This is a genomic window from Pauljensenia sp. UMB6358, from assembly GCF_030216865.1.
Lineage (GTDB): Bacteria > Actinomycetota > Actinomycetes > Actinomycetales > Actinomycetaceae > Pauljensenia > Pauljensenia turicensis_A.
On sequence record NZ_JASOMS010000001.1, the window covers coordinates 303152 to 328212 of the forward strand.

The 25061-nt window shown below is 56.4% G+C and carries 18 protein-coding genes and 1 pseudogene; 9 read left to right on the forward strand and 10 right to left on the reverse strand.

Features of this window, described 5'->3' with window-relative positions:
- Nucleotides 1-201: 201 nt before the first annotated feature.
- The 4 genes from QP381_RS01450 to QP381_RS01465 are packed head-to-tail and all read right to left on the reverse strand — an operon-like array spanning nucleotide 202 to nucleotide 7242.
- Nucleotides 202-2778, reverse strand: coding sequence for a DEAD/DEAH box helicase (locus QP381_RS01450; RefSeq protein WP_285067486.1), 2577 nt, complete (start codon nucleotides 2776-2778; stop codon nucleotides 202-204).
- A complete protein-coding gene (locus tag QP381_RS01455) occupies nucleotides 2778-4790 on the reverse strand; it encodes a site-specific DNA-methyltransferase (protein WP_285067488.1) in 2013 nt (670 codons plus the stop codon). Before QP381_RS01455 ends, QP381_RS01450 begins: the two co-directional genes overlap by 1 nt.
- Nucleotides 4791-5522 carry a hypothetical protein gene (locus QP381_RS01460; RefSeq protein ID WP_285067490.1) on the reverse strand — a complete coding sequence of 244 codons (732 nt, stop codon included), beginning with the start codon at nucleotides 5520-5522 and terminating at the stop codon, nucleotides 4791-4793.
- A gap of 28 nt (nucleotides 5523-5550) precedes the next feature.
- On the reverse strand, nucleotides 5551-7242 hold the full coding sequence (locus QP381_RS01465; RefSeq protein WP_285067491.1) for a DUF262 domain-containing protein: 1692 nt from the start codon (nucleotides 7240-7242) through the stop codon (nucleotides 5551-5553).
- A 214-nt stretch (nucleotides 7243-7456) separates the two neighbouring features.
- Here QP381_RS01465 and QP381_RS01470 point away from each other — a divergent pair, with 214 nt between their 5' ends.
- Complete coding sequence (locus QP381_RS01470) at nucleotides 7457-7918, forward strand: tRNA (cytidine(34)-2'-O)-methyltransferase (RefSeq protein ID WP_006680966.1); 462 nt, start codon at nucleotides 7457-7459, stop codon at nucleotides 7916-7918.
- Nucleotides 7919-8011: 93 nt separating this feature from the next.
- On the opposite strand, the gene QP381_RS01475 is transcribed toward QP381_RS01470, so the two are convergent.
- Nucleotides 8012-8512 carry a hypothetical protein gene (locus QP381_RS01475; RefSeq protein WP_285067494.1) on the reverse strand — a complete coding sequence of 167 codons (501 nt, stop codon included), beginning with the start codon at nucleotides 8510-8512 and terminating at the stop codon, nucleotides 8012-8014.
- A 175-nt stretch (nucleotides 8513-8687) separates the two neighbouring features.
- On the opposite strand from QP381_RS01475, the pseudogene QP381_RS01480 reads away from it, so the two are divergent.
- Both QP381_RS01480 and sucB read left to right on the forward strand, forming a co-directional pair.
- A pseudogene (locus QP381_RS01480) lies at nucleotides 8688-9089 on the forward strand (FAD-dependent oxidoreductase); the annotation flags it as partial.
- A 178-nt stretch (nucleotides 9090-9267) separates the two neighbouring features.
- Complete coding sequence (sucB, locus tag QP381_RS01485) at nucleotides 9268-11043, forward strand: 2-oxoglutarate dehydrogenase, E2 component, dihydrolipoamide succinyltransferase (RefSeq protein ID WP_285067496.1); 1776 nt, start codon at nucleotides 9268-9270, stop codon at nucleotides 11041-11043.
- A gap of 98 nt (nucleotides 11044-11141) precedes the next feature.
- Here the strand turns inward: sucB and QP381_RS01490 are convergent, their stop codons facing one another.
- Complete coding sequence (locus QP381_RS01490) at nucleotides 11142-12533, reverse strand: protein kinase domain-containing protein (protein ID WP_285067497.1); 1392 nt, start codon at nucleotides 12531-12533, stop codon at nucleotides 11142-11144.
- A 112-nt stretch (nucleotides 12534-12645) separates the two neighbouring features.
- On the opposite strand from QP381_RS01490, the gene QP381_RS01495 reads away from it, so the two are divergent.
- The 4 genes from QP381_RS01495 (at nucleotide 12646) to QP381_RS01510 (ending at nucleotide 16100) form a co-directional block, all read left to right on the forward strand.
- A complete protein-coding gene (locus QP381_RS01495) occupies nucleotides 12646-13338 on the forward strand; it encodes a DUF4191 domain-containing protein (RefSeq protein WP_103633718.1) in 693 nt (230 codons plus the stop codon).
- A gap of 95 nt (nucleotides 13339-13433) precedes the next feature.
- Nucleotides 13434-14363 carry an ABC transporter substrate-binding protein gene (locus QP381_RS01500; protein WP_179370398.1) on the forward strand — a complete coding sequence of 310 codons (930 nt, stop codon included), beginning with the start codon at nucleotides 13434-13436 and terminating at the stop codon, nucleotides 14361-14363.
- Between the two features lie 64 nt (nucleotides 14364-14427).
- Nucleotides 14428-15330 carry an amino acid ABC transporter permease gene (locus tag QP381_RS01505; RefSeq protein ID WP_006680959.1) on the forward strand — a complete coding sequence of 301 codons (903 nt, stop codon included), beginning with the start codon at nucleotides 14428-14430 and terminating at the stop codon, nucleotides 15328-15330.
- A gap of 14 nt (nucleotides 15331-15344) precedes the next feature.
- On the forward strand, nucleotides 15345-16100 hold the full coding sequence (locus tag QP381_RS01510) for an amino acid ABC transporter ATP-binding protein (protein WP_040318535.1): 756 nt from the start codon (nucleotides 15345-15347) through the stop codon (nucleotides 16098-16100).
- Nucleotides 16101-16222: 122 nt separating this feature from the next.
- Here QP381_RS01510 and QP381_RS01515 read toward each other — a convergent pair whose 3' ends face one another.
- Nucleotides 16223-17833 carry an ABC-F family ATP-binding cassette domain-containing protein gene (locus QP381_RS01515; RefSeq protein ID WP_103633716.1) on the reverse strand — a complete coding sequence of 537 codons (1611 nt, stop codon included), beginning with the start codon at nucleotides 17831-17833 and terminating at the stop codon, nucleotides 16223-16225.
- Nucleotides 17834-18001: 168 nt separating this feature from the next.
- Between QP381_RS01515 and QP381_RS01520 the strand changes: the two genes are divergently transcribed.
- The gene (locus tag QP381_RS01520) at nucleotides 18002-18625 is read left to right on the forward strand and encodes a queuosine precursor transporter (protein WP_103633762.1); all 624 of its coding nucleotides are present in this window, start codon (nucleotides 18002-18004) and stop codon (nucleotides 18623-18625) included.
- On the forward strand, nucleotides 18622-19944 hold the full coding sequence (gene tgt / locus QP381_RS01525; RefSeq protein WP_285067498.1) for a tRNA guanosine(34) transglycosylase Tgt: 1323 nt from the start codon (nucleotides 18622-18624) through the stop codon (nucleotides 19942-19944). Before QP381_RS01520 ends, tgt begins: the two co-directional genes overlap by 4 nt.
- A gap of 204 nt (nucleotides 19945-20148) precedes the next feature.
- On the opposite strand, the gene QP381_RS01530 is transcribed toward tgt, so the two are convergent.
- From QP381_RS01530 to QP381_RS01540, 3 genes are read right to left on the reverse strand one after another with little or no spacing between them, the layout of a single operon-like run.
- A complete protein-coding gene (locus tag QP381_RS01530) occupies nucleotides 20149-21867 on the reverse strand; it encodes an amino acid ABC transporter ATP-binding/permease protein (protein ID WP_285067499.1) in 1719 nt (572 codons plus the stop codon).
- Nucleotides 21867-23534, reverse strand: a complete 1668-nt coding sequence (locus tag QP381_RS01535; protein WP_285067501.1) for an ABC transporter ATP-binding protein/permease — start codon at nucleotides 23532-23534, stop codon at nucleotides 21867-21869. The genes QP381_RS01530 and QP381_RS01535 overlap by 1 nt, the downstream gene beginning before the upstream one ends.
- Before the next feature lie 46 nt (nucleotides 23535-23580).
- Nucleotides 23581-24648, reverse strand: coding sequence for a hypothetical protein (locus QP381_RS01540; protein WP_285067502.1), 1068 nt, complete (start codon nucleotides 24646-24648; stop codon nucleotides 23581-23583).
- Nucleotides 24649-25061 lie beyond the last annotated feature (413 nt).

Consider the following 25061-nt stretch of genomic DNA (forward strand, 5'->3'; position numbering starts at 1 on the left):
CTTTCACCGTCAGATTCTGCTGAGAAGGCCCCTTCTATCCACCAGTGTTTGTCTGTATAAATCAGAAGGAGATCGCTTTCCTGATCGGTGATGACGCGAAGGTATGCTCGCGCGGGCGATGAATCATCCCACCGGTTGCCACAGATTATCCAAGAACCGTGCGAGATACGAATGCTTTGATGCGCTCAGGCGAACTCGCAGCTACAGGGCGTTGCTGACCGGGCTGGCGAAGGCTTTCAGGTCTTCCCACGAGTCGGCACGGGCGGTGTCTTGCTCGTAGGCGATCAGATAGCCCCAGTGCTGACCGGCGTAGGCATCCTCAGCAACCAACCGGCGCACCAACGCCTCGGCAGCCTGACGCTTGGCCTGCACCCTGGCGTCATCGCGGCCGCGCTCGTCCTTGCCCTCGATGATCCAATGCACCCCGTTGGCGTCCAAGGCTACGAAGTCGGGGAAGTAGCGGTCTTTCGCGTTGTAGTACACGAACGCCTGGTCTTGCGGATGCAACCGGTGCCACCATACGATTCCCGGCGACGTGTTGAGCAGGCGAGCAAGCTGGTATTCGCCGGTGAAGGAGTCGAAGGATTCCTCGGCGAATAGCGACTTGAACCAGCCGCCGTAGACCCGGCCTCGCACGAACTGGTCACGAGTCTCGATCTGGTCATGCACCTTCTCACCCAACGGGAGCGTGTAGCCGGTGCCTGGCATCGTCTTGGGGTGTATGGTCGGCACCTCGCGGGTGGCTCGCAATGTCTCGGTTGTGTAGTTCTTGATCAGCGCGAGGAGTTCGGCGCGGGCGGAGTCGAGGGATTTGACGGTCCAGCCGGTGAATGTCAGGGCGCGCATGAACTTCGGGACCAGGAACGCGGCGACGTAGCGGGCGGTCTGTTCAGTTTTGGGCACCAGCGACATGTTGATCACTAGTTTGACCAGCGCCTCCTCGGCGTCGGCGTCGTCGACGTGGACGGAGTCGACTTCGGCGCTTTCTCGATCCTCTGCCCGGAGTTTCTTGCCTAGGGCGGCGATGATCTCTTTGCGCAGTAGCACGTCACCGGCAGAGGTGACCCGGCGGGCCGCTTGCTCAATATCGGTGTCACTGATTTCGGACAGGTCAATGGGTGGCTGCTGCACAGTCATTGTCGTCACCGGGAATCGGTAGGACACGTCAGCAAAGCTCGGGTTCCGTCCGATCGAAACGAACTCCCAGGTGGGCTGATCCTCCTGCTCGGTGATGGTACGAACTCTGACACCGGGCAAACCCGGACCTTCGTCACCACCGTTGCCGGGAACGCTGCTCGGCTGCGGTTCTACGCCACCGGTGGCCTCACCACTGGTACCAGCACCAGGCCCTGGCATAGTCGTAGTCGATGCTTGACCGCCGGTCGTGTCTGTGACTGTATCCGTGCCGGATGTTTCGGCGGCTTTACGGATCGCCTCCTCCACCTTGGCTTTGTCGGGTTCGGGGACGGCTTCGTCCAATCCGAACTGCTGCAGCACGTTCTCGGCGTTCAACAATTCGGTGAAGGATTGGTGGGCAATGATGTCAAGCTGGTCGATCTGCCACACGCCACTGTATCTGCCGAACGGCAGTCTAAGGCCTCTTCCCATGGTCTGCTGGGTAAGCACTTCGGAGGCCATCGCCCGTAGTGTCACGACGACCGCGATGTTTTTGACATCCCAGCCTTCCTTGAGTTTGTTGACACTGACCACTGCCAACACAGGCGATTCGGGTCGGTCCAATTCGTCGAGGCGACGCTGGGTCAACTCATCCTCGTGCTTGGAGTCCACCTGCAGCACAGCCGATTCCCGGCCGAGGTACTCCGGGGTGCGCAGAAGGTCGGCGACCTGGGTGGCGTGCTCAACATCGGAGCAGACGACGAACGCGACCGCGTTCACATGATCGCGGTTCTGGGAAGCCGCGTACGCGTCGTAGTAGGCCTGCTTGAGCGCACGTAGCTGCAGAGCGTCACGCAACTGTTGCTCTTCGGAGGCTTCATCGGTGCCATATCCAGTCTTGCGGAACGCCAACACCGGGGCCTTGACGTACTTGTCCTGGATGGCACGGTAGAGCGGGTACTCGTAGATCACATGATCGGTCTTCTTGTCCACCGACGCTGTCAACCCGATCGCCGCTGCTGGATCGAGTTCCTTCAACGCAGCATTGAACGCCACAGCGCTCGACCCGTACAGGTGGGACTCGTCGGCGATGACAACCAGGTCATCGAGGTTCTTCAGGTAGTCGAACAGCACACCGGCGTTTTCATCGAACCGGCGGGGCTTACGACGCATCGCATCCTGCGTAGCGCCGTGGGTGTCACCCTCGGCCTCCTTCGGCGCGATGAGCTGCTGAATGTTGAAGATGAACGCCAGCATCGGGGTTTCCCGCCCGAACGAAAGCTGGGCGGGTCCGTTCTGCCGGGCCACCCACGCCGAATAGTCCTGCGGGGTGACCACTTCGGGCGGCACAGCCGCGCCGGTGATGTAGCGGGGCGTGCCGGGCGTGAAATTCTGCACCGTCTTGGCCTGCACCGTCTTGCCCGGGGTGACGATCACGACGTTACCGACCCCTTGGCGACGCAGATACTCCACAAACGCCGCCATCAGATACGTCTTGCCCACACCCGTAGCAAGGTTGAGCACCTGCATCACGTCCGGGTCATAGTCACCGTCCAGGGTGAAGACCAGCTGGCGGAGTGCTTCCTTGTTCGGAGCACGCAGGTCGAACTCGGCACTAATCGACTCCAGCATGTCCGAATCAAAACTGATGTTGAGCCTCATCACTGGTCACCACCCTCGGCATAGCGGAACACATCATCCGGCAACGCCACCACCCGCGACCCCTTCACCAGTTTGCGTAGATGCTGGCGGACCCCGTCCATCACAGTGGTGGCCGCTAGCACGATCGTCTCTCCGGGTTGAACTTGGGAGGCCAGCCAGTCGACGATTTCGGTCGTGGCGACACCCTCCACCACCTTCAACAAGGCATTGCCACGACGGGCATCAAAAATGTAGTCATCATCCGGGTGTAACAGCGTGAACCCGAGGTTGGCGGCCACCGACTCGATCAAGGTCTCACCGGTCGCAGCCGCCGTCAGCATCACCCGATCCAAGGCGGGGTCATAGTCGAAACACGCAGGCGACAGATGCGCCACCTGGAAGCCACCACCACCACGCCAGTTGATGACTTCTTTGGTGCGCCTGGTCTTCGAGGCAGCCTTCAGTGACTTCACCTCGACGCTCTTCTTTAATTCCGGGTCGTCCTTGATCAGCTTGTTGAGCACGCTCGCGAACTTCGCGGCGTCCTCCGGCGAAACACCATCAGGCAGCCCGTCTTCCGTAGCGTCAACACGTTCGCCCTTCGTCCGCGTGATCCCTCCCGGGTCTTGATCGCCCACGACCTTCTCCAGACGCGGGCGGGTGAACGTAGTGAAGGTGGACTCCAGCAACTCGCACGTCACCCAGCGGCGGCCCATCTTTTGCGCCACCGCCGCCGTCGTCCCCGACCCAGCAAACACATCCAACACAATGTCACCAGGATTCGAGCCGATGTGAATTATCCGTTCCAGGAGGCGCTCGGGTTTCGGAGTCGAAAAAGCGACCTTTCCAGGGAATAACGCTTGTATTTCTTTCTTTGCTGAATCACTATGGCCAACATCTCGATGCGTAAACAAATTCTTTGGAACGGATCCTTCGACATCAGCGAGATAAATCTTCCTTTGGAATCCTCCATAACCGCCTGCAGCGGGATAGTACACTGGCCAGTTACCTTGCCTGTATCGTTCGATCGAAGAATCTGCGACTGTGCTAGACCAGTTCTTGATTACTAGGGGCTTTACATCGGTTCTTAGTTCAACCTGCGAACCTTCGATTTCGGCCCGGGCGGCGAGCTCTGATTCATCTACATCGCCAAGTTCATAATGCGCCCACTCACGCATAATCCTCAGCATTTCTGGCTGCTCAAACCGCCAATTTGAAGCTGTTGCGGGATAAATCATTTCACCAGTAACTGGGTGCTGAATACCATAAACGCCGGGGTGCTGACGTTTACCTATGTTATGTCGAGCGCTCTTGTCAGCCTGCTTCCATCTTCCCCTAATGGATCCATCTGGATTTGAATAGCGCGCATCCATTGCAGAAGACCGAATCAGTTTATTCCGCCGAAAATAATCTGACTTGCGATACACCAGCACGGTATCAGTAACCATCGGGATCCCCGAAGCGTTATTGCTCGCCGCGTAGGCTTTCTCCCAACAAACTTCAGCAACATAATTACTTGCTCCAAAGAGTTCGTCCATTAGCACTCGCATTCGGTGAACCTCCACATCGTCGAGGTGCACCCAGATGGAGCCGTCGTTAGTGAGCAGCTTCTTCATGTGCAGGAGCCGGTCGCGCATCATGGTCAGCCAGATGGAGTGCTCGAGGTTGTCCTCATAGGAGGCGAATGTCTGTGCGGTGTTAAACGGCGGATCAATGTAGATCAGTTTCACCTGGCCGACGTACTTCTCAGCGAGCTCGGGAACGCGCGTCAGCGCCTCCAGGACGTCGCCGGATTCACCCAAGATCAGCAGATTGTCGTCCTGGGGCTCGAGATCGGCACGCTCCGAATATTCGAATTGATCAGACTTCTCGCTCTGCGTTCCCCTGACATAGTCGTCATAGACAAGGGTGTGCGTTTCGCAGTAGCGCGGATCAGAGGGGTCAACCCACGTGTAGCCGTACTTGCCGGTCTCAGTGGGGATGAGGGCCTTGTCCTTGTTGTACCAGGTGAGCTGTAGACGTTGATTGGCCATCTAGTCGGTCTCTCCCTTCGGTGTTGCTGGGATTGCTTCGCAGATGTCGGGTAGCGAGCAATTCAGGTATTGGCAGATGCGAAGGAGCATGTCAGTGTGATGAACTGATAACGGCAGTGTGGGTTTGTCGTTGTCACGTTGCCAGATACGGAAGGTTCCACTAACTGCCTCGCGCCAGGTTAATCCAGTCTCGTTCAGTCCGTAGGCGTTGGACAAGCTTTGGCGGAAGTCGGTGAGCGTGATCGTGCCGGTTGGCTGAAGCTCCTTACTTCTAGTGCATCCGACACAAACTAAGACCTGACACTCCTTATTGCCCCCAGGTTCCGCCGGAAATGTTACTGCTTGGTATTGCGGGATTGTGCAGTTGCCATTCGTGATCGTCAGAGGCTTCTTTCGGCACATCGGGCAGATATCGCACGCCTTATTGCTCAGCCACCCGTCGTTAACACTGAGATCAGCGATCCGAGACTTGTTCAACTGACAGCACGCATAAAGGAATGTTTGTGCGAAGAATCGAGCCATCGTTGCCAGCTTGCACAGGGACAGGAGCGTCTTCTTCTGGGCAGCCGAAACTCGGTCGTCGTCGGAAATCAAGTGATGCAACAGGGCGTGCTGCATCGCTCCAGCAAACGTTGCGAAGCACAACTGCGTCATGCGCCCTCCCTCGTCTTCGTCGTCGACATCGCCACCGATGGCACCATCAGCTTCACTTTCAGGGATGGCGCGAAGCAAACACAGCCTATCGGCAAGTAGCACCCGGCTAGAGTTGCCACTCCTTGGCCAGCAGGCTCACCAACTCCTCTTGGCGGCGCTTAACGACCTCGGGAGTCCACACTGGTTCCGCCAGTACCTGGGTCGTCAAAGCGAACACGGCCACGCCTTTACCCGAGGTGAAGTACTTGTCCTTCTTCACGTCGAAATCGAAGTTCTGCGCCCGTGAGTTCGCACGTCGATTCAACAGCAGCAGGTTACCCAGCCTATGCGTCCACGTCGCTGTTTCATCCTCGGTGAAGTCACGCACCCACTGGCTGTCGTGAGCAGGGGTTTGCGGCAGAACGTGCTCAACGGTGATGATGTGGTGGTCATAGGACGCGCCCGGGTCCTTCGCCAAGATGGAATCAAGCCGTAACAGCACGTAGCGACGCACACGAGTAGCGAGATAGATCTCCCCGTCAATGCGGTCTCGTGTCTCGGCTCGTTCGCTCTCGGTCAGTTCGAAGGCCGGAGCCTCGAGTCCCACGCCATCAGCAAGCTGCTTGAGGAGTTCCATGTATCGCAACTGGCGTGGGGTCGCGTAGACGCGGCGAACCAACATGCTCGCAGCCAAGCGCTCCAACTTGGTAAAGAAATCGACGAGAAACTCTGGGTTTTCACCGTGCTCGGTCAGTGCCCACAATGCCGGAGAACGCCAGTCATCGTTGTCGAGCTGATCGAGTCGCTTGAGCCAGTGATTCACCTGCTCCCAGTGCGGGTCCTCGCCCTGAAAATCCTGCGCCAGCAGCCGGATGTCGGCGCGAGCATATGGTTCGAGTACCTCCCGAATGAAGCCACTTCCATTGTCCGGCAGGTAAGTATTGAGAACCTGCTCTGGGAACTCTTGCAGGAGGCTCTTCACGCCACGGGTGCGAGCCTTGATTGCTCGGATATACAGGAAGAGATCGCCGAACTCGTCCCGACCAAGGCTTTCCTCCACGTGCTCCCAGCGATCCGCATAGTGCTGCTTTTCATGCTCGTCGATCGCACCAATCACCTGGGACTTAAAAATGTCCTGCGGAGAAAGCGGTAGACCCCGAGCATTCATCACCGAGAAGATCCGGTAGGCACTGTTCAAATCCGGCGTCGAGACCGTTACCAAGAAAGCCCGTCCAGCGATGAGCCGGAACAAGTCCTTCAACCGCTCTGCACTGAGCTGCACCAACTCGTCGTGAAGCGCCTTCGCGTTGTCTCGTAGACCCCGCTGAGAGTCAGTCTCGGGAATGTTGTCGCTGAGCTCGATGAGCTTTGCCGTGTTGCCCACGGTCTGCACGTAGTCGTAGAAGAACTGGTTGTCGCGCGGACGAAGCTTCAAACGTGGCCGTGCGGGCTGGTTATCCCACTCCACCGCAGGCTTCTCGATCAAATCGTGAATGGAACGGCGCAGGTCATCGTTGGCGACGAGGTCTCGAAGCAACGACAGCAACAACGTCAATGTTGTGATGCGCTGCTGCCCGTCGATGACCTCGGATCGAGCTACGTTCGGAGACTTCACGAGAACAATCGACCCGAGGAAATACGGCTCATCGGTGTTCCGCTCCAGCGCGCCGAGCAGATCCGATAGCAGCTGGAGCGATTCCTCAGCACCCCACGCATACGGACGCTGGTACTCCGGAATGACGAACTCGAACTCGCCACTGGTCAACAGCTTCCCGACGCTGATCTCCGCAGCCTCTAGCCTTCTTGTTTCTCCTGCCACCAAGTGTCCCCTCATCGATTATGTCTTGAACTTGAGTTGAACCACCGACGCCTCATTTGAACCACTCACACCGCCAGCGCGACTGTGCCACCATTTTATATTCAAGTCGGGTTGAAAGCTTCAACAATGACGTTTCGGTCCGGATACGCAGATTGCAAAAAGTCCATGTTCTTCCGGTTACCCGTCGCACCAACAATGGTGGCAAAATAAACGAGTGCTTCACATCCTCTTCTTCGAACCCGAAATTCCCGGAAATTCAGGCGCAGCAATCCGCCTCTCCGCATGCACCGGATCAATGCTCCACCTGATCGAACCGCTGGGATTCGATATGTCCGACACAAAACTCAAGCGCGCAGGCTTGGATTACCACGATCTCGCGCACGTGAAAGTACACCCAAACCTTGATGATGCACTCGCGGAGGTTCCCGGACGCATCTGGGCATTCACAGGACGAGCCTCAACAATGTACGCCGACGTTTCCTATCGAGACGGCGATGGACTCCTCTTCGGCCGAGAATCCGTCGGCCTTTCCGAAGACGCAATGAATCACCCCCGCATCGAAGATCGCGTCCGCATTCACATGCAACCGGGACTCCGCTCTCTCAACCTGGCCAACTCAGCATCGATTGTTCTGTATGAAGCGTGGCGCCAACTCGGTTTCCCAGGAGGAATCTAAAACGACCGCCACACCATATTCCGCTTCACACAGCACAATCGGCCTCATCCCCCGTACGTTGGGGTGAGGCCGAAATTTTCACCACCGCTATTTTTACGAACGAGGCCGCTCAACCCGCTCAGCCAACTCCACAATCCGGCGCGGATTCGACCTCCACATCCACCCCGTACCAATCATGGAAATAATGAGTGGCAGATAGTAAAAGTCCGCACCCCACCGGCTCCACGCCGAACGAGCCACAATCAGATCGGGCACATCAAAGCCTGCAATACCGATAATGATCGGCGCCGCAATGCTAATACCGATGCTGTAGCCGGCAATAATGCGCATTCTCCTGCCATTGTGCGTCAAGCCCGCCGCACCAACGAAATACACGATTCCCGCAATCAACGCGACAATTTGAGGACCCCACGGGAGGGTGTTCTGATGATGGAACAGATCAACGATCGCTGTCACGAACACCCAAGCCCCAAGCACCCAGAACATAGCCATAACAAGACGACCGAGGCCAAGCGCTCGCGGGCGCCCATCTTTCACACTCTTGCCATTGCCGGAAACGTCGGCACCCTCCAAAAGCTGCGGGGATTCATTCATAGGTTGATCATACGTTGCGCCCACCATCATCCTCACTTCGCACGAATGTTCGGTGTGGCCGGTTCCACCTCATCTCATCCGTCTGTGCGCGGACATCATTGCCCACAAGTGGGACAATAGGCCTAGACGGTTCACAAGACTGTCAGCAGAAAACACGACGTAAGGAGTCTCAGACGTGAGCGAACCAGAATACGACATCGTCGTACTGGGCGCCGGATCCGGTGGATACGCCACCGCTTTACGTGCTTCCCAACTGGGAATGAAAGCTGCCTTGATCGATGGAGACAAGGTTGGTGGCACCTGCCTCCACCGCGGTTGCATCCCCACGAAGGCTTCTCTGCACGCAGCTCAAACCGCTGACGCTGCCTGCGAATCCGAAACATTCGCCATTCGTTCCACCTTCGAAGGCATCGACATGGCGATAGCCGGTACCTACCGCGATTCAGTCATCACCAAGCTTGACAAGGGCCTTCAGGGTCTGTTGTCCTCGCACAATGTCAAGGTCGTCAAGGGCTGGGGTCGCCTGACTGGTGCCAACACCGTCACCGTTGACGGACGCGACATCACCGCCCGCAACAGAACCGTCGAATACAACCTTGCGGGCAACAGAAAGTCTAATATCCTGAATACCCAAGGCTTCATCAAGCTCGTGAGCGTTGAAGATGGACCGATCGTCGGTTTCCACGGAAATGGCTCTCGCCGGTAAACCCCTGCACGCCCACAACTAGCACACCCGTCTTTCAAGGAGAACATCCATGGCAACCGCAGTAACAATGCCCGCCCTAGGCGAATCCGTCACTGAAGGCACCGTCACCACCTGGCTGAAGAACGTCGGTGACACGGTCGCAGCTGACGAACCCATCGTCGAGGTCTCGACCGACAAGGTCGACTCCGAAGTTCCCTCCCCCGTGGCGGGTGTGTTGCTCGAGATCCTCGTCCCCGAGGACGAGACCGTCGAGGTCGGCACTACGATCGCAATGATCGGTGACGCATCCGAGGCCACTTCCGCTCCAGCACCTGTAGCCGAAGCTCCCACAGCGCCAGCACCCGTTGCCGAAGCGCCTGTAGCTCCTGCGCCTGCATCCCCCATCGCTTCTGCTCCCACTTCCGGCACCGAGGTCCTCATGCCCGCCCTAGGCGAGTCCGTGACCGAAGGTACCGTCACCACGTGGCTGAAGTCCGTTGGCGACGCCGTTGAAGCTGACGAGCCTCTGCTCGAGGTTTCCACCGACAAGGTCGACTCCGAAGTTCCATCCCCCGCAGCCGGTTTCCTCGCCGAAATCCGCGTCGAGGAAGACCAGACCGTTTCAGTTGGCACCGTTGTCGCCGTCATTTCGTCTGAGGCTCCGGGCGCAGCTCCTGCAGCTCCGGCAGCTCCAGCAGCAACCACTCCGGCTCCGGTTGCCCCGGCAGCGCCTGTTGCTCCTGCAGCCCCGGTAGCAGCCACTCCGGCTCCGGTTGCACCGGCAATGCCTGTTGCTCCTGCAGCCCCGACTCCGGTCCCGGCAACCCTCGATCAACTGAGCAATGCTGTTGAAACCGCCGCCCCGACCGGCACCCCGGTCGCATCGCAGACTCCGGCAGCAGTGGCAAACACCGGCTACGTAACCCCGATCGTTCGCAAGCTTGCTCGCGAGGCCAACATTGATCTTGCAATGATCACCGGCACCGGCGTTGGTGGCCGTATCCGTCGCGAAGACATCGAGAATGCTGTTGCAGCCCGCGAAGCTGCCAAGGCTCCTGTTGCCCCGGCACCCGTAGCTTCGGCTCCGACTGCTTCAGCTCCGGTTGCGCAGAAGCGTGAACCGTCACCACTACGTGGCACGACCGAGAAGATGTCGCGTCTGCGTCTCACGATCGCTCGTCGCATGATGGAGTCCCTGCAGAACTCTGCTCAGCTGACGACTGTGGTCGAGGTTGACGTCACCAAGGTTGCAGCTCTGCGTGCACGCTCGAAGGATGCCTTCATCGCCAAGCACAACACCAAGCTGACCTTCCTGCCCTTCTTCGTGAAGGCCGCAACCGAGGCTCTTCAGTTCCACCCGAAGATCAACGCAACCATTGATGACAACAAGGTCACCTACTTCGACCATGAGCACATCGGTATTGCAGTTGATACCCCGCGTGGCCTGCTGGTTCCGGTGATCAAGGATGCGGGCACCAAGGACATCCCGGGTATCGCAGCTTCGATCAACGATCTTGCCGCTCGTACCCGCGACGCCAAGGTTGGTCCGGAAGAGCTCACCGGTTCCACCTTCACGATCACGAACACCGGTTCCGGTGGCGCACTGTTCGATACTCCGGTTCTGAACTCGCCCGAGACCGCAATCATGGGTATTGGCACGATCGTGAAGCGTCCGATGGTTGTCAAGGCAGCCGACGGTTCCGAGTCCGTTGCGATCCGCTCGATGGTGTACTTGTCGCTGTCGTATGATCACCGTCTGGTTGACGGTGGCGACGCGGCTCGTTACCTCATGGAGGTCAAGAAGCGCCTTGAAGAAGCAAACTTCGACGCTGACCTTGCTCTCTGAGTAGAACCAATCTGGCAAAGTAATTTGCCGATCTGACGTTCAGGCACCCCCAGTTCGTGCCGGGAAACCGGTGGGAACTGGGGGTTTACCAGATCCGCCTAAGGGTCTTGCTGAGCGGTTCGTGAAACTCGTCCCGTCAGACGCATAAAAGTCATCACTACGTCTTGCGAGCTACTAGCAGGAAGAGTCACACACTTTGCCCCTTCGCAGCGTTGGTATTCACTTTGTGTCACCGTTGCTTCGATTGTGAGCTCCGTGTCCGAACAGTATGGTTGGTTGACCACGTGCGATTCGGATTCCAGATGTTTAACGAACGCATCAAAGCGGCGAAGGGTTGCAATCTTTTCAGCTTCGGCTCGAAGAGCATCCCCTTCCATAAAATTGTCCAGGTCAGCGATATTACGATCCATCACTGCTTGATCTCGCGCATGCATAAAAGTGGAGACGATGTCGTTCGCCTGCCTGACGTCGGGGCAGCCATCGATTGCGAAGTCGTCGATCGAAGCAACCTGATTGCGACCAAATGGTTGGATTCCTTGTCCCAGGTCCATTCCCTTCATCGGATCTGCCGGCTTAGTTTCTTCTTGAGTCTCTCCCGATTGCCTATTTTCACTCAGTGGCGCAGATTGCGTGGCATCTGGATGTCGAGATCGTTCAATACCCCCACTCGAGGGCACCGACTGCGCCTTAATTCCGCCCGTTGAGAAGGACGCGTTTGATAGTGTGGGCGGCCTCGTCATTCCATAGATGACGCTAAGGAGAACGATGATGATCCCCGCCAGCGCACCGCGTCGCCGCCCCTGAGTCGCTGGCAATCCCCGTGGATGTTTATCGAGAAGGTGTTCCTTTCGCCACGTGACTACATCGTTCATCTGAGACGGATTATCACAGCGTGAGTCAACTGTCTGTTGTAGCGGGCGTTGCTCGACGCGCGTGGGGTTAAGTCCGAGTGGATCAATATTCAATGCGCATGCGATGGCTTCAACTCCGGCATCGTCACTGCGCTGGTCCTTTGTTGCAGACAGAGAAAAACCGGGGGTTCCTTCACCGGCCTGCGCGGGAATGGCAATATCAATCAGCGTCGCGTGAAAATCACTGCTGACAACAATGTTTGATGGCGCAATATCGGTATGGATAATTCCCCTATCATGTAGCGCACAAACGCCAGCACGCACATCGGCGACGATACGTCGGCGCTGGTTGTCGTTCAGTTGCTGACCGCTATCGAGTAGCGCCTGCAAGGTTCGCCCGGCGTACCGACGCTGAGAAAGACTCACGCGACCATCCGGCTGGGACGATATTTCCACCAGCTCTGCCACATTCGGGTGCACGAGGCCACGCCATGCAATCCAACGCTGCATCTGATCACGCGCGATATCAGAGCTATATACGCTGATCAACAGTGCTTCATTGTCACGAGTGACCTCCCACAGCGGACCGTTGGAGGTCATAAATGCAATCGTTCCAAGGCGATCTGAATGCATAGTCATAGCCGCATTGTGCGGTCCAGATTTCTTGAAAGCGACCGGCCTTGCCTAAGCTTGTGGATAACTGCGATCCCATGCATTGGAATATCGCCATTACAGGTAGAATAGGTTCGCTATGAGTGAGAACACTGCCCCCAAGAAGCGTCGCTGGTACCACAACCTCGCGGACGCATACCGTATTACAAAGCGCTCCTATCCGTGGATCGGATGGGCACTTGCCGGAGCATGGATCCTAACGATCTGTCTTGCACTGGCGATCGCCGCCCTGATGCACGCGAACTACATTGTCTGGACAATTCTGGGCGTTTTGGTAGGTAGCACGATCGCGATGTCACTGCTGTCGTTCTTGGTGCGTCGTGCTCTATACGATCAGATCGATGGCACTGTCGGCTCTGTCTACGCTGTTTTGTCGCAGATCAAGTCCGGTTGGATCATTCCCGAACAGCCGATTAACGTCACGCGCGAGCAGGATGTTATCTGGCGAATTATCGGTCGCGCCGGTGTTGTTCTTATTTCCGAAGGTCCTTCCAGCCACGTTCAGCCACTTCTTTCAGCTGAGCGTAAGAAGGTTCAACGCGTTGTGAAGAACGTTCCTGTTCACGTTATCCAGACTGGCCACGATGAAGGCCAGCTGGAACTTGCGAAGCTGCAGGGCAAGTTGCGTGGTTTCAAGAAGATTCTGACGAAGGAAGAGGTTCCTGCCGTTTCGAATCGTTTGAATGCGTTGCAGTCCAATGCTCTGCCGATTCCCAAGGGAATTGATCCGATGAAGGCTCGCCCGAACCGCAGGGCGATGCGCGGCCGCTGAGAGTTTCGACTCAAATACCGAGACACCCCTATGCATAATATGCATAGGGGTGCATACTTATATGCGTAGAGAGAAAATCTCCGAAAGGTACTCCCATGCGCAAGCTTCCTGCAGCACTCCTCCTGACTGCTACCGCATCGATGGCACTCGCCGCATGCTCCGACCCGTCAACCTCTTCGACTTCTCAGTCCGCTGAGGGGGCAGTATCGGCCACCGCGATTGAATCATTCGACACCTCGTCGATCGAAACCGTCGATGAAATCGCCGCTCTGGTCCCCGTCGCAGTCAAGGAACGAAATATCCTACGTAACGGCACATCCGCTGACTACGCCCCCGCCGAGTTCCGCGCTGAAGACGGTCAGACCCCCGTTGGCTACGACATTGATATCGTCAAGGCTCTGGCAAAGGTGATGGGTCTTGAAGAAGGCACCACGACTCACGCAGAGTTTCCGACCATCATCCCGGGTCTCGGTTCCAAGTTTGATATCGGCGCTTCTTCCTTCACCATCACCGAAGAGCGTCTTGCTCAGACCAACATGATCTCCTACGTCGAGGTCGGTTCCGCATACGCTGTCGCTCAAGGCAACCCGAAGAACTTCGATCCCGCCAACGCTTGCGGCACCACAATCGGCGTTCAGAACGGCACTTACCAGCAGGAATACGCTGAGCATCTGTCCGAAGAATGCGTTGCTGGTGGCAACGAAGCAATCAAGATTATGCCCCTCGACCTTCAGACCGACATTGCAACCAAGGTCATCGGCGGCCAGTACGACGCCACTCTGGCTGACTCCACCGTAATCGGCTACACGGTTGAACTCTCCGGTGGCAAGCTCGAGCAGGTTGGTGACATCATCGAGGCCGAGCCTCAGGGTATTGCTGTCGCCAAGAACGACACTGAACTGGCCAACGCAATCCAAAAGGCCATGCAGTACCTAATGGATAACGGCTACCTGACCAAGATTCTCGCAGCCTACGGCGCCGAGGATGCCGGTCTCACCACGGCCGAACTGAACCCCGGCCTCTGATTTGAACTCAACGTATGGGGCTCGCACCATATGGCGCGAGCCCCATACTGAGCAAGGTAAACATATGGCACACGTTAAAGACGGCATCACCCTCATTGATGCAAAACCGGTACCGCGACCCGGACGGTGGATCAGCGCAGTGATCGTTGCGATCTTTGCGCTGCTCCTCGCCACGGGTTTCATTACCAATGACAACTACCAGTGGGATGTCGTTGGCAAATGGCTTTTCTCGAAGACGATCGTTTCAGGCGTTGTATACACGTTGATTCTGACTGTCATCGCGATGACAATTGGCACGATCCTCGCCATCACGTTTGCGATTATGCGCCAGTCGATTAACCCGGTTCTGCGCTGGGTTGCCACAGCCTATATTTGGTTCTTTAGAGGTACCCCGATCTACACGCAGTTGATCTTCTGGTCACTGCTACCCACGCTGTACCCGCAGATTGAGCTTGGCATTCCGTTTGCTCCACCGTTCGTTTCCTTCGACACGGCAACGTACTTCACACCGTTCTGGATGGCGTTCATCGGTCTGGGACTCAACGAAGGCGCTTACCTTGCTGAGATTATTCGCGCCGGCTTACTGTCTGTTGATAAGGGTCAGTGGGAGGCTGCCACCGCTCTTGGTATGCCTCGTTCGATGATTTTCCGTCGCATTATTTTGCCCCAGGCGATGCGCGTGATTGTCCCGCCGATCGGCAACGAAACGATTTCCATGTTGAAGACGACATCGCTTGTTTCGGCGATTCCGTTCACGTTGGAACTGACGTTCGTTGCATCGACAAAGGGCCAGTCCCTGTTCCAGCCGGTTCCGCTGTTGATTGCGGCTGCTCTTTGGTACCTGTTCATCACGAGCATTTTGATGTGGATCCAGGCACACATTGAACGTTACTTCGGTAAGGGCTTTGATCGTCGCGATAACGCGACCGCTTCAACCTCGACTCAATTCTTGGATGTGACACCGTGAAATCTTCAACTCCTATGGTGAGCGTCAAAGGCGTCCACAAGTTCTTTGGTGACCTTCACGTGCTCAAGGGCATTGATCTTGAGATCGCGTCCGGCGAGGTGTGCGTAATTCTGGGTCCGTCGGGTTCAGGGAAGTCGACGTTGCTCCGTTGCCTGAATCAGCTCGAAGAGATTAGTGCTGGTGAAGTGAGCGTTGATGGCGAGCTTCTCGGATACCGCAGGGACGATGCTGGCCAGTTGCACGAGCTGGCTGACAAGGTCATCGCCGCCCAGCGTTCGCGCATTGGCATGGTATTCCAGCGTTTCAACCTGTTCCCGCATAAGACTGCGTTGGAAAACGTCATGGAAGCACCGATCCATGTTGCGAAGGTGGATAAGGCAACGGCGAAACAGCGTGCGCTTGAACTGCTTGAACGCGTCGGATTGTCGGATCGTGCGGATCACTATCCCTCGGAGCTTTCCGGTGGTCAACAGCAGCGTGTGGCGATTGCTCGCGCTCTGGCGATGGATCCGGAGATCATGCTTTTCGACGAACCAACATCGGCGCTTGACCCCGAACTGGTGGGCGAAGTTCTGCAGGTCATGAAGGATCTTGCACAGTCGGGCATGACGATGGCTGTAGTTACGCACGAAATTGGTTTCGCACGTGAGGTCGCTGACACGGTTGTCTTCATGGATGAGGGAGTTATCGTCGAGGCTGGTAGCCCCGCTGACGTGATCGACAATCCGCAAGAACAGCGAACAAAGGAATTCTTCTCGAAGGTGCTCTGACGCGGTGTACGAGGCTCCTGCTTCACACACGATTCTGAGATGGGTGTGGGCCCAGCGAAATCGCTGGGCCCACAGCCATATGTGCTACGCAGGGCAGTCAGCCAGCGCGTAGCAATGTCAGATCAGGTGAGGGTGACGAGATCAAGGTAAGAGTCATCCCAGAGATCCTCGTCCCCATCCGGGAGTAACAGAACACGATCGGGATTCAACGCGGTGACAGCGCCCGGGTCGTGTGTCACCAGAACGACCGCACCTTCATACGTGTCGAGTGCATTCAAGACCTCTTCGCGGGACGCAGGGTCGAGGTTATTCGTCGGCTCGTCAAGGAGAAGGACATTCGCGCCGGAAACAACGAGTGTTGCCAGAGCGAGACGGGTCTTCTCACCACCGGACAAAACGGACGTCGGCTTGTCTGCATCGTCACCCGAGAAGAGGAACTGACCAAGGACGTTGCGGACGTGAGTATCGTCAAGGTTCGGCGCAGCATCAACCATGTTCTGGAAAACAGTCTTGGAATTATCCAAGGTTTCATGTTCCTGCGCGTAGTAGCCGAGTTTCAACCCGTGACCTGCAACAATCGCGCCACAATCAGGTTCACTGATGCCACCGAGGATTCGTAGCAGGGTGGTCTTACCGGCACCGTTTAAACCGAGGACAACAACCTTTGCTCCCTTATCGATTGCAAGATCAACACCGGTAAACACTTCCAACGATCCAAAGGACTTCGACAGGCCTTCGCCAGTCAGCGGGACTCGGCCACATGGAAGAGGCTCTGGAAAACGTAGACGCGCCACCTTTTCCTGAACTTCCTCGCTACCCGCCTGAGCAAAAAGCTCTTCAGCGCGTCGTAGCATCTGTTGAGCTGCCACTGCCTTTGTGGCCTTCGCACGCATTTTTTCGCCCTGGGCCTTCAGCTGTTCAGCCTTCTTCAAAGCGGTTGCGCGTTCCTTGCGACGACGGCGTTCGTCTTCTTCGCGTTGCTTCAGGTAGGCATCCCAGCCCAGGTGATAGATATCGACCTCGGCACGGTTCGCATCCAAGTAGAAGACCTGGTTGACGGTCTCCCCCAGCAACTTTACGTCGTGGGAAATCATCATGACGCCACCGGGGAATGTCTTGATCCAGTCACGCAACCACATGATCGAATCGTGATCCAAGTGGTTTGTGGGCTCGTCAAGGAGAAGCACGTCAGCTCCGGAGAATAGGACGCGTGCGAGTTCAACACGTCGGCGCTGACCACCAGATAGAGTGTCGAGGCTCTGTTCAAGGACACGATCTTCGAGGCCCAGTGAGTGGGCAATCTGTGCCGCTTCAGCGTTCGCGGCCCAGCCGCCCTCGTTCGTGAATGCCTGATCGAGTCGCACGTAGCGCTCCATCGCTTTCACTTGGCGATTGCCCTCAGTCGTTGACATCTCGTGTTCGGCTTTACGGATCTTTGCGATGATCTGGTCGATTCCACGCACCGAGATAATGCGTTCGCGAGCAGTGAGGGACTGATCACCGATGTGAGTGTCCTGAGCGAGGTACCCGATCTTTCCGTTGTTCGTAATCGTGCCGGAGTACTCAGCAGCACCATGATCTGATTCGCCGGCAAGAAGACGCATGGTCGTCGTCTTTCCCGCACCATTGCGACCGACAAGGCCGATACGCATTCCCTTATCGATCCTGAAGGACACGTTCTTCACAAGGTCTCTTGGCCCAATGCTGAGGGAGAAGTCTTGTACGTTGATCACCCGACAATTTTAGTGGTTGTGGGCAGGTACACCCTAGTCAAATAAGGTGATACGCCCTACGGGCAGGCACAATTGAAGGCGTACATCTGAAACAGAGGTAGGGGTATTTCATTGACTTCGCCAGAAGAATCAGCACGCACACCAAAGATCTTCGACATTATTGCCGTGATGTTCGTGGCTTTCCTTCTCATTTCGAATATTGCAGGCACCAAGGTCACGGCGCTTGATGCGGGACCGATCCATCTTGTTTTCGACGGTGGAGCAATCCTTTTCCCGCTGACCTATGTTCTGGGCGATGTCTTGTCCGAGGTCTACGGTTTCCGTCGTGCTCGTCGCGTCATCGTCCTCGGATTCGTCGCATCAGTACTGGCCTCACTCACCTTCCTCCTTGTTCAGGTCGCACCGGTTGGCCCCGGCTACGATAATCAGGCTGCATTCGAAGCGGTCCTTGGATTCGTGCCTCGTATCGTGGCCGCCTCGATCATCGGCTACCTAGCAGGCCAACTGATCAACGCGCTGGTCCTCGTGAAAATTCGCGAACGCTGGGGTGCGGATCACCTGTGGGCACGCCTCGTCGGTTCCACCGTCGTCGGCGAGCTTTTCGACACCGTCCTCTTCTGCACGATCGCCTTCATCGGTGTCATTCCAGGGGCCGAATTCGCAAATTACATCATCACCGGATACGTCTACAAGGTGGGCGTTGAAATCGTCCTCCTGCCCATTACTTACCGTGTCATTGCCTTCGTCCGTAATCGCGAAGGTCTAACGTCGAACGAGGTTCTTGCCGCATGAGTGAACAATGGCTTGCTGCTCCCCCATCCAATGAACGCCCTCTGGGGGCTAAACCCGGTTCACCGGACCGTGGCTTCGATGTGGGGTCGCGTCTGGAAAGTGGACGCGGTCTCGGGCGTACTGGAATCCTGCACACCGCCCACGGCGATATTCGCACCCCCGCGTTCATTCCCGTCGGAACGAAAGCGAATGTAAAAGCGCTCGTCCCCGAGATGGTCGCGGACTTGGGTGCCCAGGCGGTACTCGCGAACGCTTACCACCTGTATTTACAGCCCGGCTCTGACCTCGTTGACGAGGCCGGCGGACTCGGCGAATTCATGAACTGGCCAGGACCCACCTACACGGACTCCGGCGGCTTCCAGGTTCTTTCGCTGGGTGCTGGTTTCAAGAAGGTGCTCTCCCAAGAGTTTTCCGGTGCAGCCGACCCGAACGACCCGAAGCTCCACATGCAGGCCGTGAAAGCATCCACTGCAGTCGTGGACGATGACGGTGTCGTGTTCAGCTCGCACATCGACGGTACGAAGCACCGCTTCACCGCTGAAGTATCGATGAACATTCAGCATCAGTTGGGCTCAGACATCATGTTTGCTTTCGATGAGCTGACCAGCCTGCTCCACCCGCGTTCCTACCAGGAAACGTCGCTGGAGCGCACGCACCAGTGGGCGAGGCGCTGCCTGCGCGAACACGCACGCCTGACCAAAGTGCGTGCAAACAAGCCGTATCAGCAGCTCTGGGGCGTCATCCAGGGCGCTCAGTACGAGGATCTGCGTAGGCTCGCAGCCCGCACAATGAACGATATGGATGAAGACGGCACGCGTTTCGATGGTTTCGGAATCGGTGGTGCCCTAGAGAAGGAAAACCTCGGCACGATTGTGTCGTGGGTCAGCGAAGAACTCGACGAGGATCGTCCGCGTCACCTGCTGGGTATATCCGAACCTGACGATTTCTTCCGAGGTGTTGAGGCGGGCGCCGATACGTTTGACTGCGTGAATCCATCGCGCGTTGCCCGTAACGCTGCCATCTACTCCCCCAATGGGCGTTTCAACATTACGAATGCTCGATTCAAGAGGGATTTCAACCCGATGGTCGAAGGTTGTGGCTGCTACACGTGCACGCACTACAGTGCCGCCTACGTTCATCACCTGTTCAAGGCACACGAAATCCTTGCCTCTACCCTGGCTACGATCCACAACGAGTGGTTCACCGTCCGACTGGTTGATGCGATTCGTGATTCCATCGACAACGGTAACTTTGAAGTCTTCCGCGCAGATATGTTGGGTAAATACGCAGGGGGGTCAACGAGGGTGGTGCACTCATGAGTTTCAACGAACAAGTACGGTCGGATTCTGGTCGTCTCAGGTCCCGTGGTGGGCGCTGAGTAGCCGATATCGGTGCGATCCATTGGTTTGGTGTTGGACGCAGTCTGAACCGAGCAACTGAGTGCCCGCCAGACCGTCTGATCCCCTTCCTCAGTGCACCAAAGCCGGTACTCATACGTGAGTGCCGGCTTCATGCTTCCTCAACTAGACGTTCCTCGTGAAGAACTCTTCAAGGGAGCTCCCTTCGGAGCGGATCGTTGATGGGCTTCCGACGCCGACAATCCGACCGCGGTCAAGAAGCACGATCTGATCTGCGCCATCGATCAGGTCAAGACGATGCGTTACTTCGATGATCGTCATATCCAAGGTGTCAAGGTTGTGACGAATCTGGGCTTCCAACTCAGAGTTCAGCTGTGCGGTTGCTTCATCGAGGATCAGAATCTTCGGGTTCATCACCAGTGCGCGTGCAAGACTAAGACGCTGGACTTGGCCACCGGACAGAGCACTACCTCCCTGAGCGACGCGCGTATGAAGCCCCTGTGGCATCGCTCGTACTTCATCAGCAACGCATGCATGTTCAAGAGCACGCCAAACCTGTTCATCACTGGCGTTCGGCGCACCCAAAGTGACATTGTCGCGAATAGTCGTGTTGAGCAATTGGTTCTTCTGCGAAACAGCGACCACGCTGTGTCTCAAACTATCCAAAGTGAACGTTGAAACATCGATGCCGTCGATCAGAACGCGCCCCGAATCGGGGTTGTCGTAGCGTAACACCATTGTCATTACCGTTGATTTTCCAGACCCTGATGGTCCAGCCAATACAACGTGTCCGCCACTTTTGACCGAAATAGTGACATCTTTCAGAGCAGGGGCGCTCACTGACGGGTATGTGTAAGTAACGTTCTCGAAAGTGAGCGTCGGAGCATGGTCAAGGGTGAGTTCCTCATCGCCGTCATCCACATTCGCGGGCGCATGGCATATTTCCCAGAGACGGCGCGCAGCAGAAAGTGAATGATCCAGATATCCGGTCGCATCTTCAACGCCACGAGGCCCTTCAAAAAGACGTAGCGTTCCAGCGGTCAGAATCGCGACGATGACGGGAGAATAGCCGGCATTCATTGCTGACCAGGCGATTGCGAGAGTACTGATAAGTGTGAGTGCAGCATTCAACGCGCGACGCAACGCATTAGCACGTTTGGCAACACTCGCCGACGATGAGATACGAAAGCCGATAGCGTCCATCTCTTCAAGGCGTTCATTCACACGCCCATATCCCACTACCTCTTCAGCGCCAAAGACAGAATCCGTGACGTGCTGAGCCAGGTGCCGGCGAAGTTCAAGTGTGTGTTTGGTTGCCTCGAGTGAGCTCCTTGCCCCCAGGAACGGGACAACCGCAAGAGCAATCAGGAGGCACAGTGCCGGAACAGCGACGATCTGCCAGCCCCACACAATGCCAGCACCGATAAGAAATACGGGCGGAACGATAATGGCTGAAACGACCGGCGCGAACGTGTGAGCATACACGACTTCAATCCGGTCAACGTCGCGCGTCAGTGACGCTAGGACATCGCCACTCTTCGAACGCAACACAATCCCGGGGGCCTTTGGCCACAGTCGCGAAAACACCATCGTGCGCAGTAGTTCCAGCGCCTTGAAAGCGACGTAATGACCGGTGAATTGCTCGCAGTAGTAGGCGCTAGCTTTGATCAGGGCAACAACGACTAGCCAGAACAGGATCGTGGCACATTTTCCATTTCCCACCACCACTGCGACGGCTCCCCCTGCCCCCAGGGCAAAGAGCACAATATCCATTGACAGATTGACGAGGCGGAAAAGGGTGCTGACATAGAGGGGCTTGTGGATGTCTCGCGTATGCGAAGTCAGCCATTTCACCAGCTGAAGAACGCTCGGCTGTGATTCCATCAGAGAACCTCCTGGCCAATTGTGTGTTCGTTTGCATTCACGCGGTGCAGTTCCCCTTGGCGCATCTCATACACTAAGTCAGCAAGTGCAAGCAGAGCCTTACGGTGTGTCACCACCACAATCGTCCACTCTCGTCCAAGTTCAGAAATCGCTCGAATAATCTTCTTCTCGGATTCAATATCAACCTGAGACGTGGGCTCATCGAGAAGCAGAATTGTGCGTCCGGATAAAAGAGCCCGAGCAATCGAGATTCGTTGCGCTTGCCCACCAGAGATCAGCCCACCCTGCTCTCCAATCTGGGTATGAAGGCCTTCGGGCATCCGCTCAATCTCATCAGCTACCTGCGCTTGTTTCAAGGCCTGCCACATCTCTTCTTCGCTGGCATGGGGGCGTGCAAGACGTAAGTTGTCAGCGATCGAACCGGTGAAAAGCCAGGTTGATTGCGCAACCGAGGCGCTTAAAGCGTGCGCCTGATCGATCGACAGAGATGCCAAAGAGTTGCCCGAAACAGCAACGGAGCCGGACTGGGGTCTCAAGTCACCGCGTAGCAGGCGAAGAAGAGTAGTCTTGCCCCCGCCCGAACGACCGATGATTGCCACGCGATGACCAGCTGGGACCTTCAAAGAGACCTCGTGCAACACTTCACCGCGACCATAGTCGTAGGAAACAGCATCAACACTGATCGATCCGTCGTTCGCGATCGAAGCGTGGCTGACGACATGGGAGGCGCGGTCATGGGTCGCTTTGTAACGTCCGATTGCTTTCTGCGATGCAATACCGCCCATTCCGATGTAGAAGAAACCGGCGACCTGCACCAAGGGTTCGACGAGCAGTACGGTCAGAAGCATCGTTGCGATCGCTTGTCCGAGGTCGACAGCACCCGCATTAAATCGTGCGATTGTCAGTGCAGTCGTGGCACAGATCAGGATCAGCGAGAACAACCCGTCTAGAACAATGATGACGATCTGGTTTCCTGCCAGCAATTTCATGATTGCGCTTCGGTTTTTCTCGCCCTGAACGCGCAGATCCTCTTCAATTCGTGGGCCAGCCCCGAACAGACGAATAGTGATGAGATTTCGGATCGCATCAAGATAACGGCCAGCCAGTTGGCCTCGTTGCTTTCGCGAATCCGATGAACGCTGACGGAAAAGCTTCTGGAAGCCACCAAGCAGCAAAGGAATCAGCGGGCAAAGCACCATGATTCCCAGCCCCAGAACCCAGTCAAAAGCAACGGCGACAAATCCGAGAGTGAGGAACGGCGCCACAATCGTCGCGATCGTCGGGCCCAAGTAGACCTGGCGAAATTCAGTGACACGTTCCGTATTGTCGGTTGCCAGCTGAACAACATGCGCTTGATCAGATGCTTCTTCACTGGTTGAGCTGAACACACGCATCAGAAGATCGCGACGAATACGTTTTTCTTCCGCACGGGCGACCTTGCCACCATATACGATTTCAACGCCGGCGAAGGTCGCAGCGAAAAGACAGGCGATGATCGGAATAAGAAGCGAAAACGTACGACCGCCAGTCGCGTAGTTCCCAATTTGGATTCCAAGCCACACAAGGACGACTCCGAACGCAATCAGATATCCCAATCGCAAGGCGGCGACAATAATCGAATCACGGCGTCCACGGTCGGTGATGACCGAGTTTTTTATCTGTTTCATTTCATCAATCCGATATGAGGCTCAGGAAATAACGACTGAACGGCTGTTATTCTCCGACGACGACCATGACCGAGTGCGGGGCAAGAGCAACGTGCCCCGTGCACGTATTACCACTGATGACATCTAATCCATGAACGTTGGAGAGTTCTGCCATCGTGCTACCGTGATTCACAATAAACGTCATGTGAGCGCGTTGGACGACTTCGATACCGCGCGGGAATTGTAGGTTCATTGGCCGGATACGCGCATGAACGCTGATGAGTCTGAGCAGTGTTGCTCGGGTGAATGCATCAAGATCAGCGCCGACAAGCCACACGTTTCCGCCCGCTTCCCCGTGCGCGTTTGCGACGGCACGTTTGGTGATGATCGGGTGACCATCAAGCTCACTGAGTGGATCATCAACGCTCGCTAACGTGGTGGTCGAGTCACCCGGGGTGAAGACACGTGCCCAGTTTGCTGCGCGCAATGCTGGCCGAGGCTCATTCATCAGTTGACGTGTTCGTTCAAGGCTCGGATCAGTCGCGGTAAGTTTCAGGGGAGCAGTCGAAGTCTTCAGATGCGTTCCGGCATGCTTGAGTGATGGTTCTGTGAGGCGACCGGCGAGGTGCCACGTTGCATCATTGGCTTCGTCGAGCCTCTGAAGGTGAGACTCCCCCTCGAACTGAACTCCGGCGGTCTTCGCGAAAGCGGAATCTGAAGGTTGCGTGGTTGAAGGAGCAATAAGGAGAACCTGGTTGCCGCTTTCTGCTAGGTGCTCGATTGCGCTGTGAGGCAAGGTGTTCGTCTGATTCGCGTCGATGATGATAAGAGATTCGAAGATCGCCTGGTCGATATCGGTGAGCATGCGAACGCCGTACCCTTGCTCCCATGCGGTTCTCTGCCACGTAGAAAAATTCGTGAAGGCTGGGCGTCTGTCGTATGAGTCAGAGTCAACCAGAATCGCGATTTGAGTTGTGGGCGGGACATCATCGACAGCGGACAGGTAGTCAACCAGATGTGACAGGGGTTCTTCCTCAATGTCGATGCTGGAACGAACAGCTGAAGAAGTCGCTCCCGATGCAAACATCTGAACAATGTCAAAAGTGCGGGCGACTAATGTGGTATTGGCTCCCATTCGTCGCCTCCCCTGTTGATTCATACAGTCACGCTTTGATCGACTTAACTATATTGACCGACCACGATATTTCCTGAGGTCATCCTACGCGGTTGTGAATAACGAGGATGCCTTGAACCACTCCATGACCGTCGTATCCAACTGCGTGTTCGGCCCCGGTGTACACACGAGTGTGCCCCTCGTGCGCGAATAATTATCGCACGAGGGGCACACCCAGCCTCATCTGACCTGTGGGATGACCAGACATACTAGACGGTCGCTGAATGATGCTCTGCTTTCGTAGCCTGAGCGCCACGCCTCCGGAAAGAAGCAGAAGCGAACCTGCCATGATCCCCGCCATCCCTTAATCGGCGTGTCCTCAACCGTGCCGGCGTCGCGAGTCCACCACTGATCACGCTCAGACGTTGAAACCA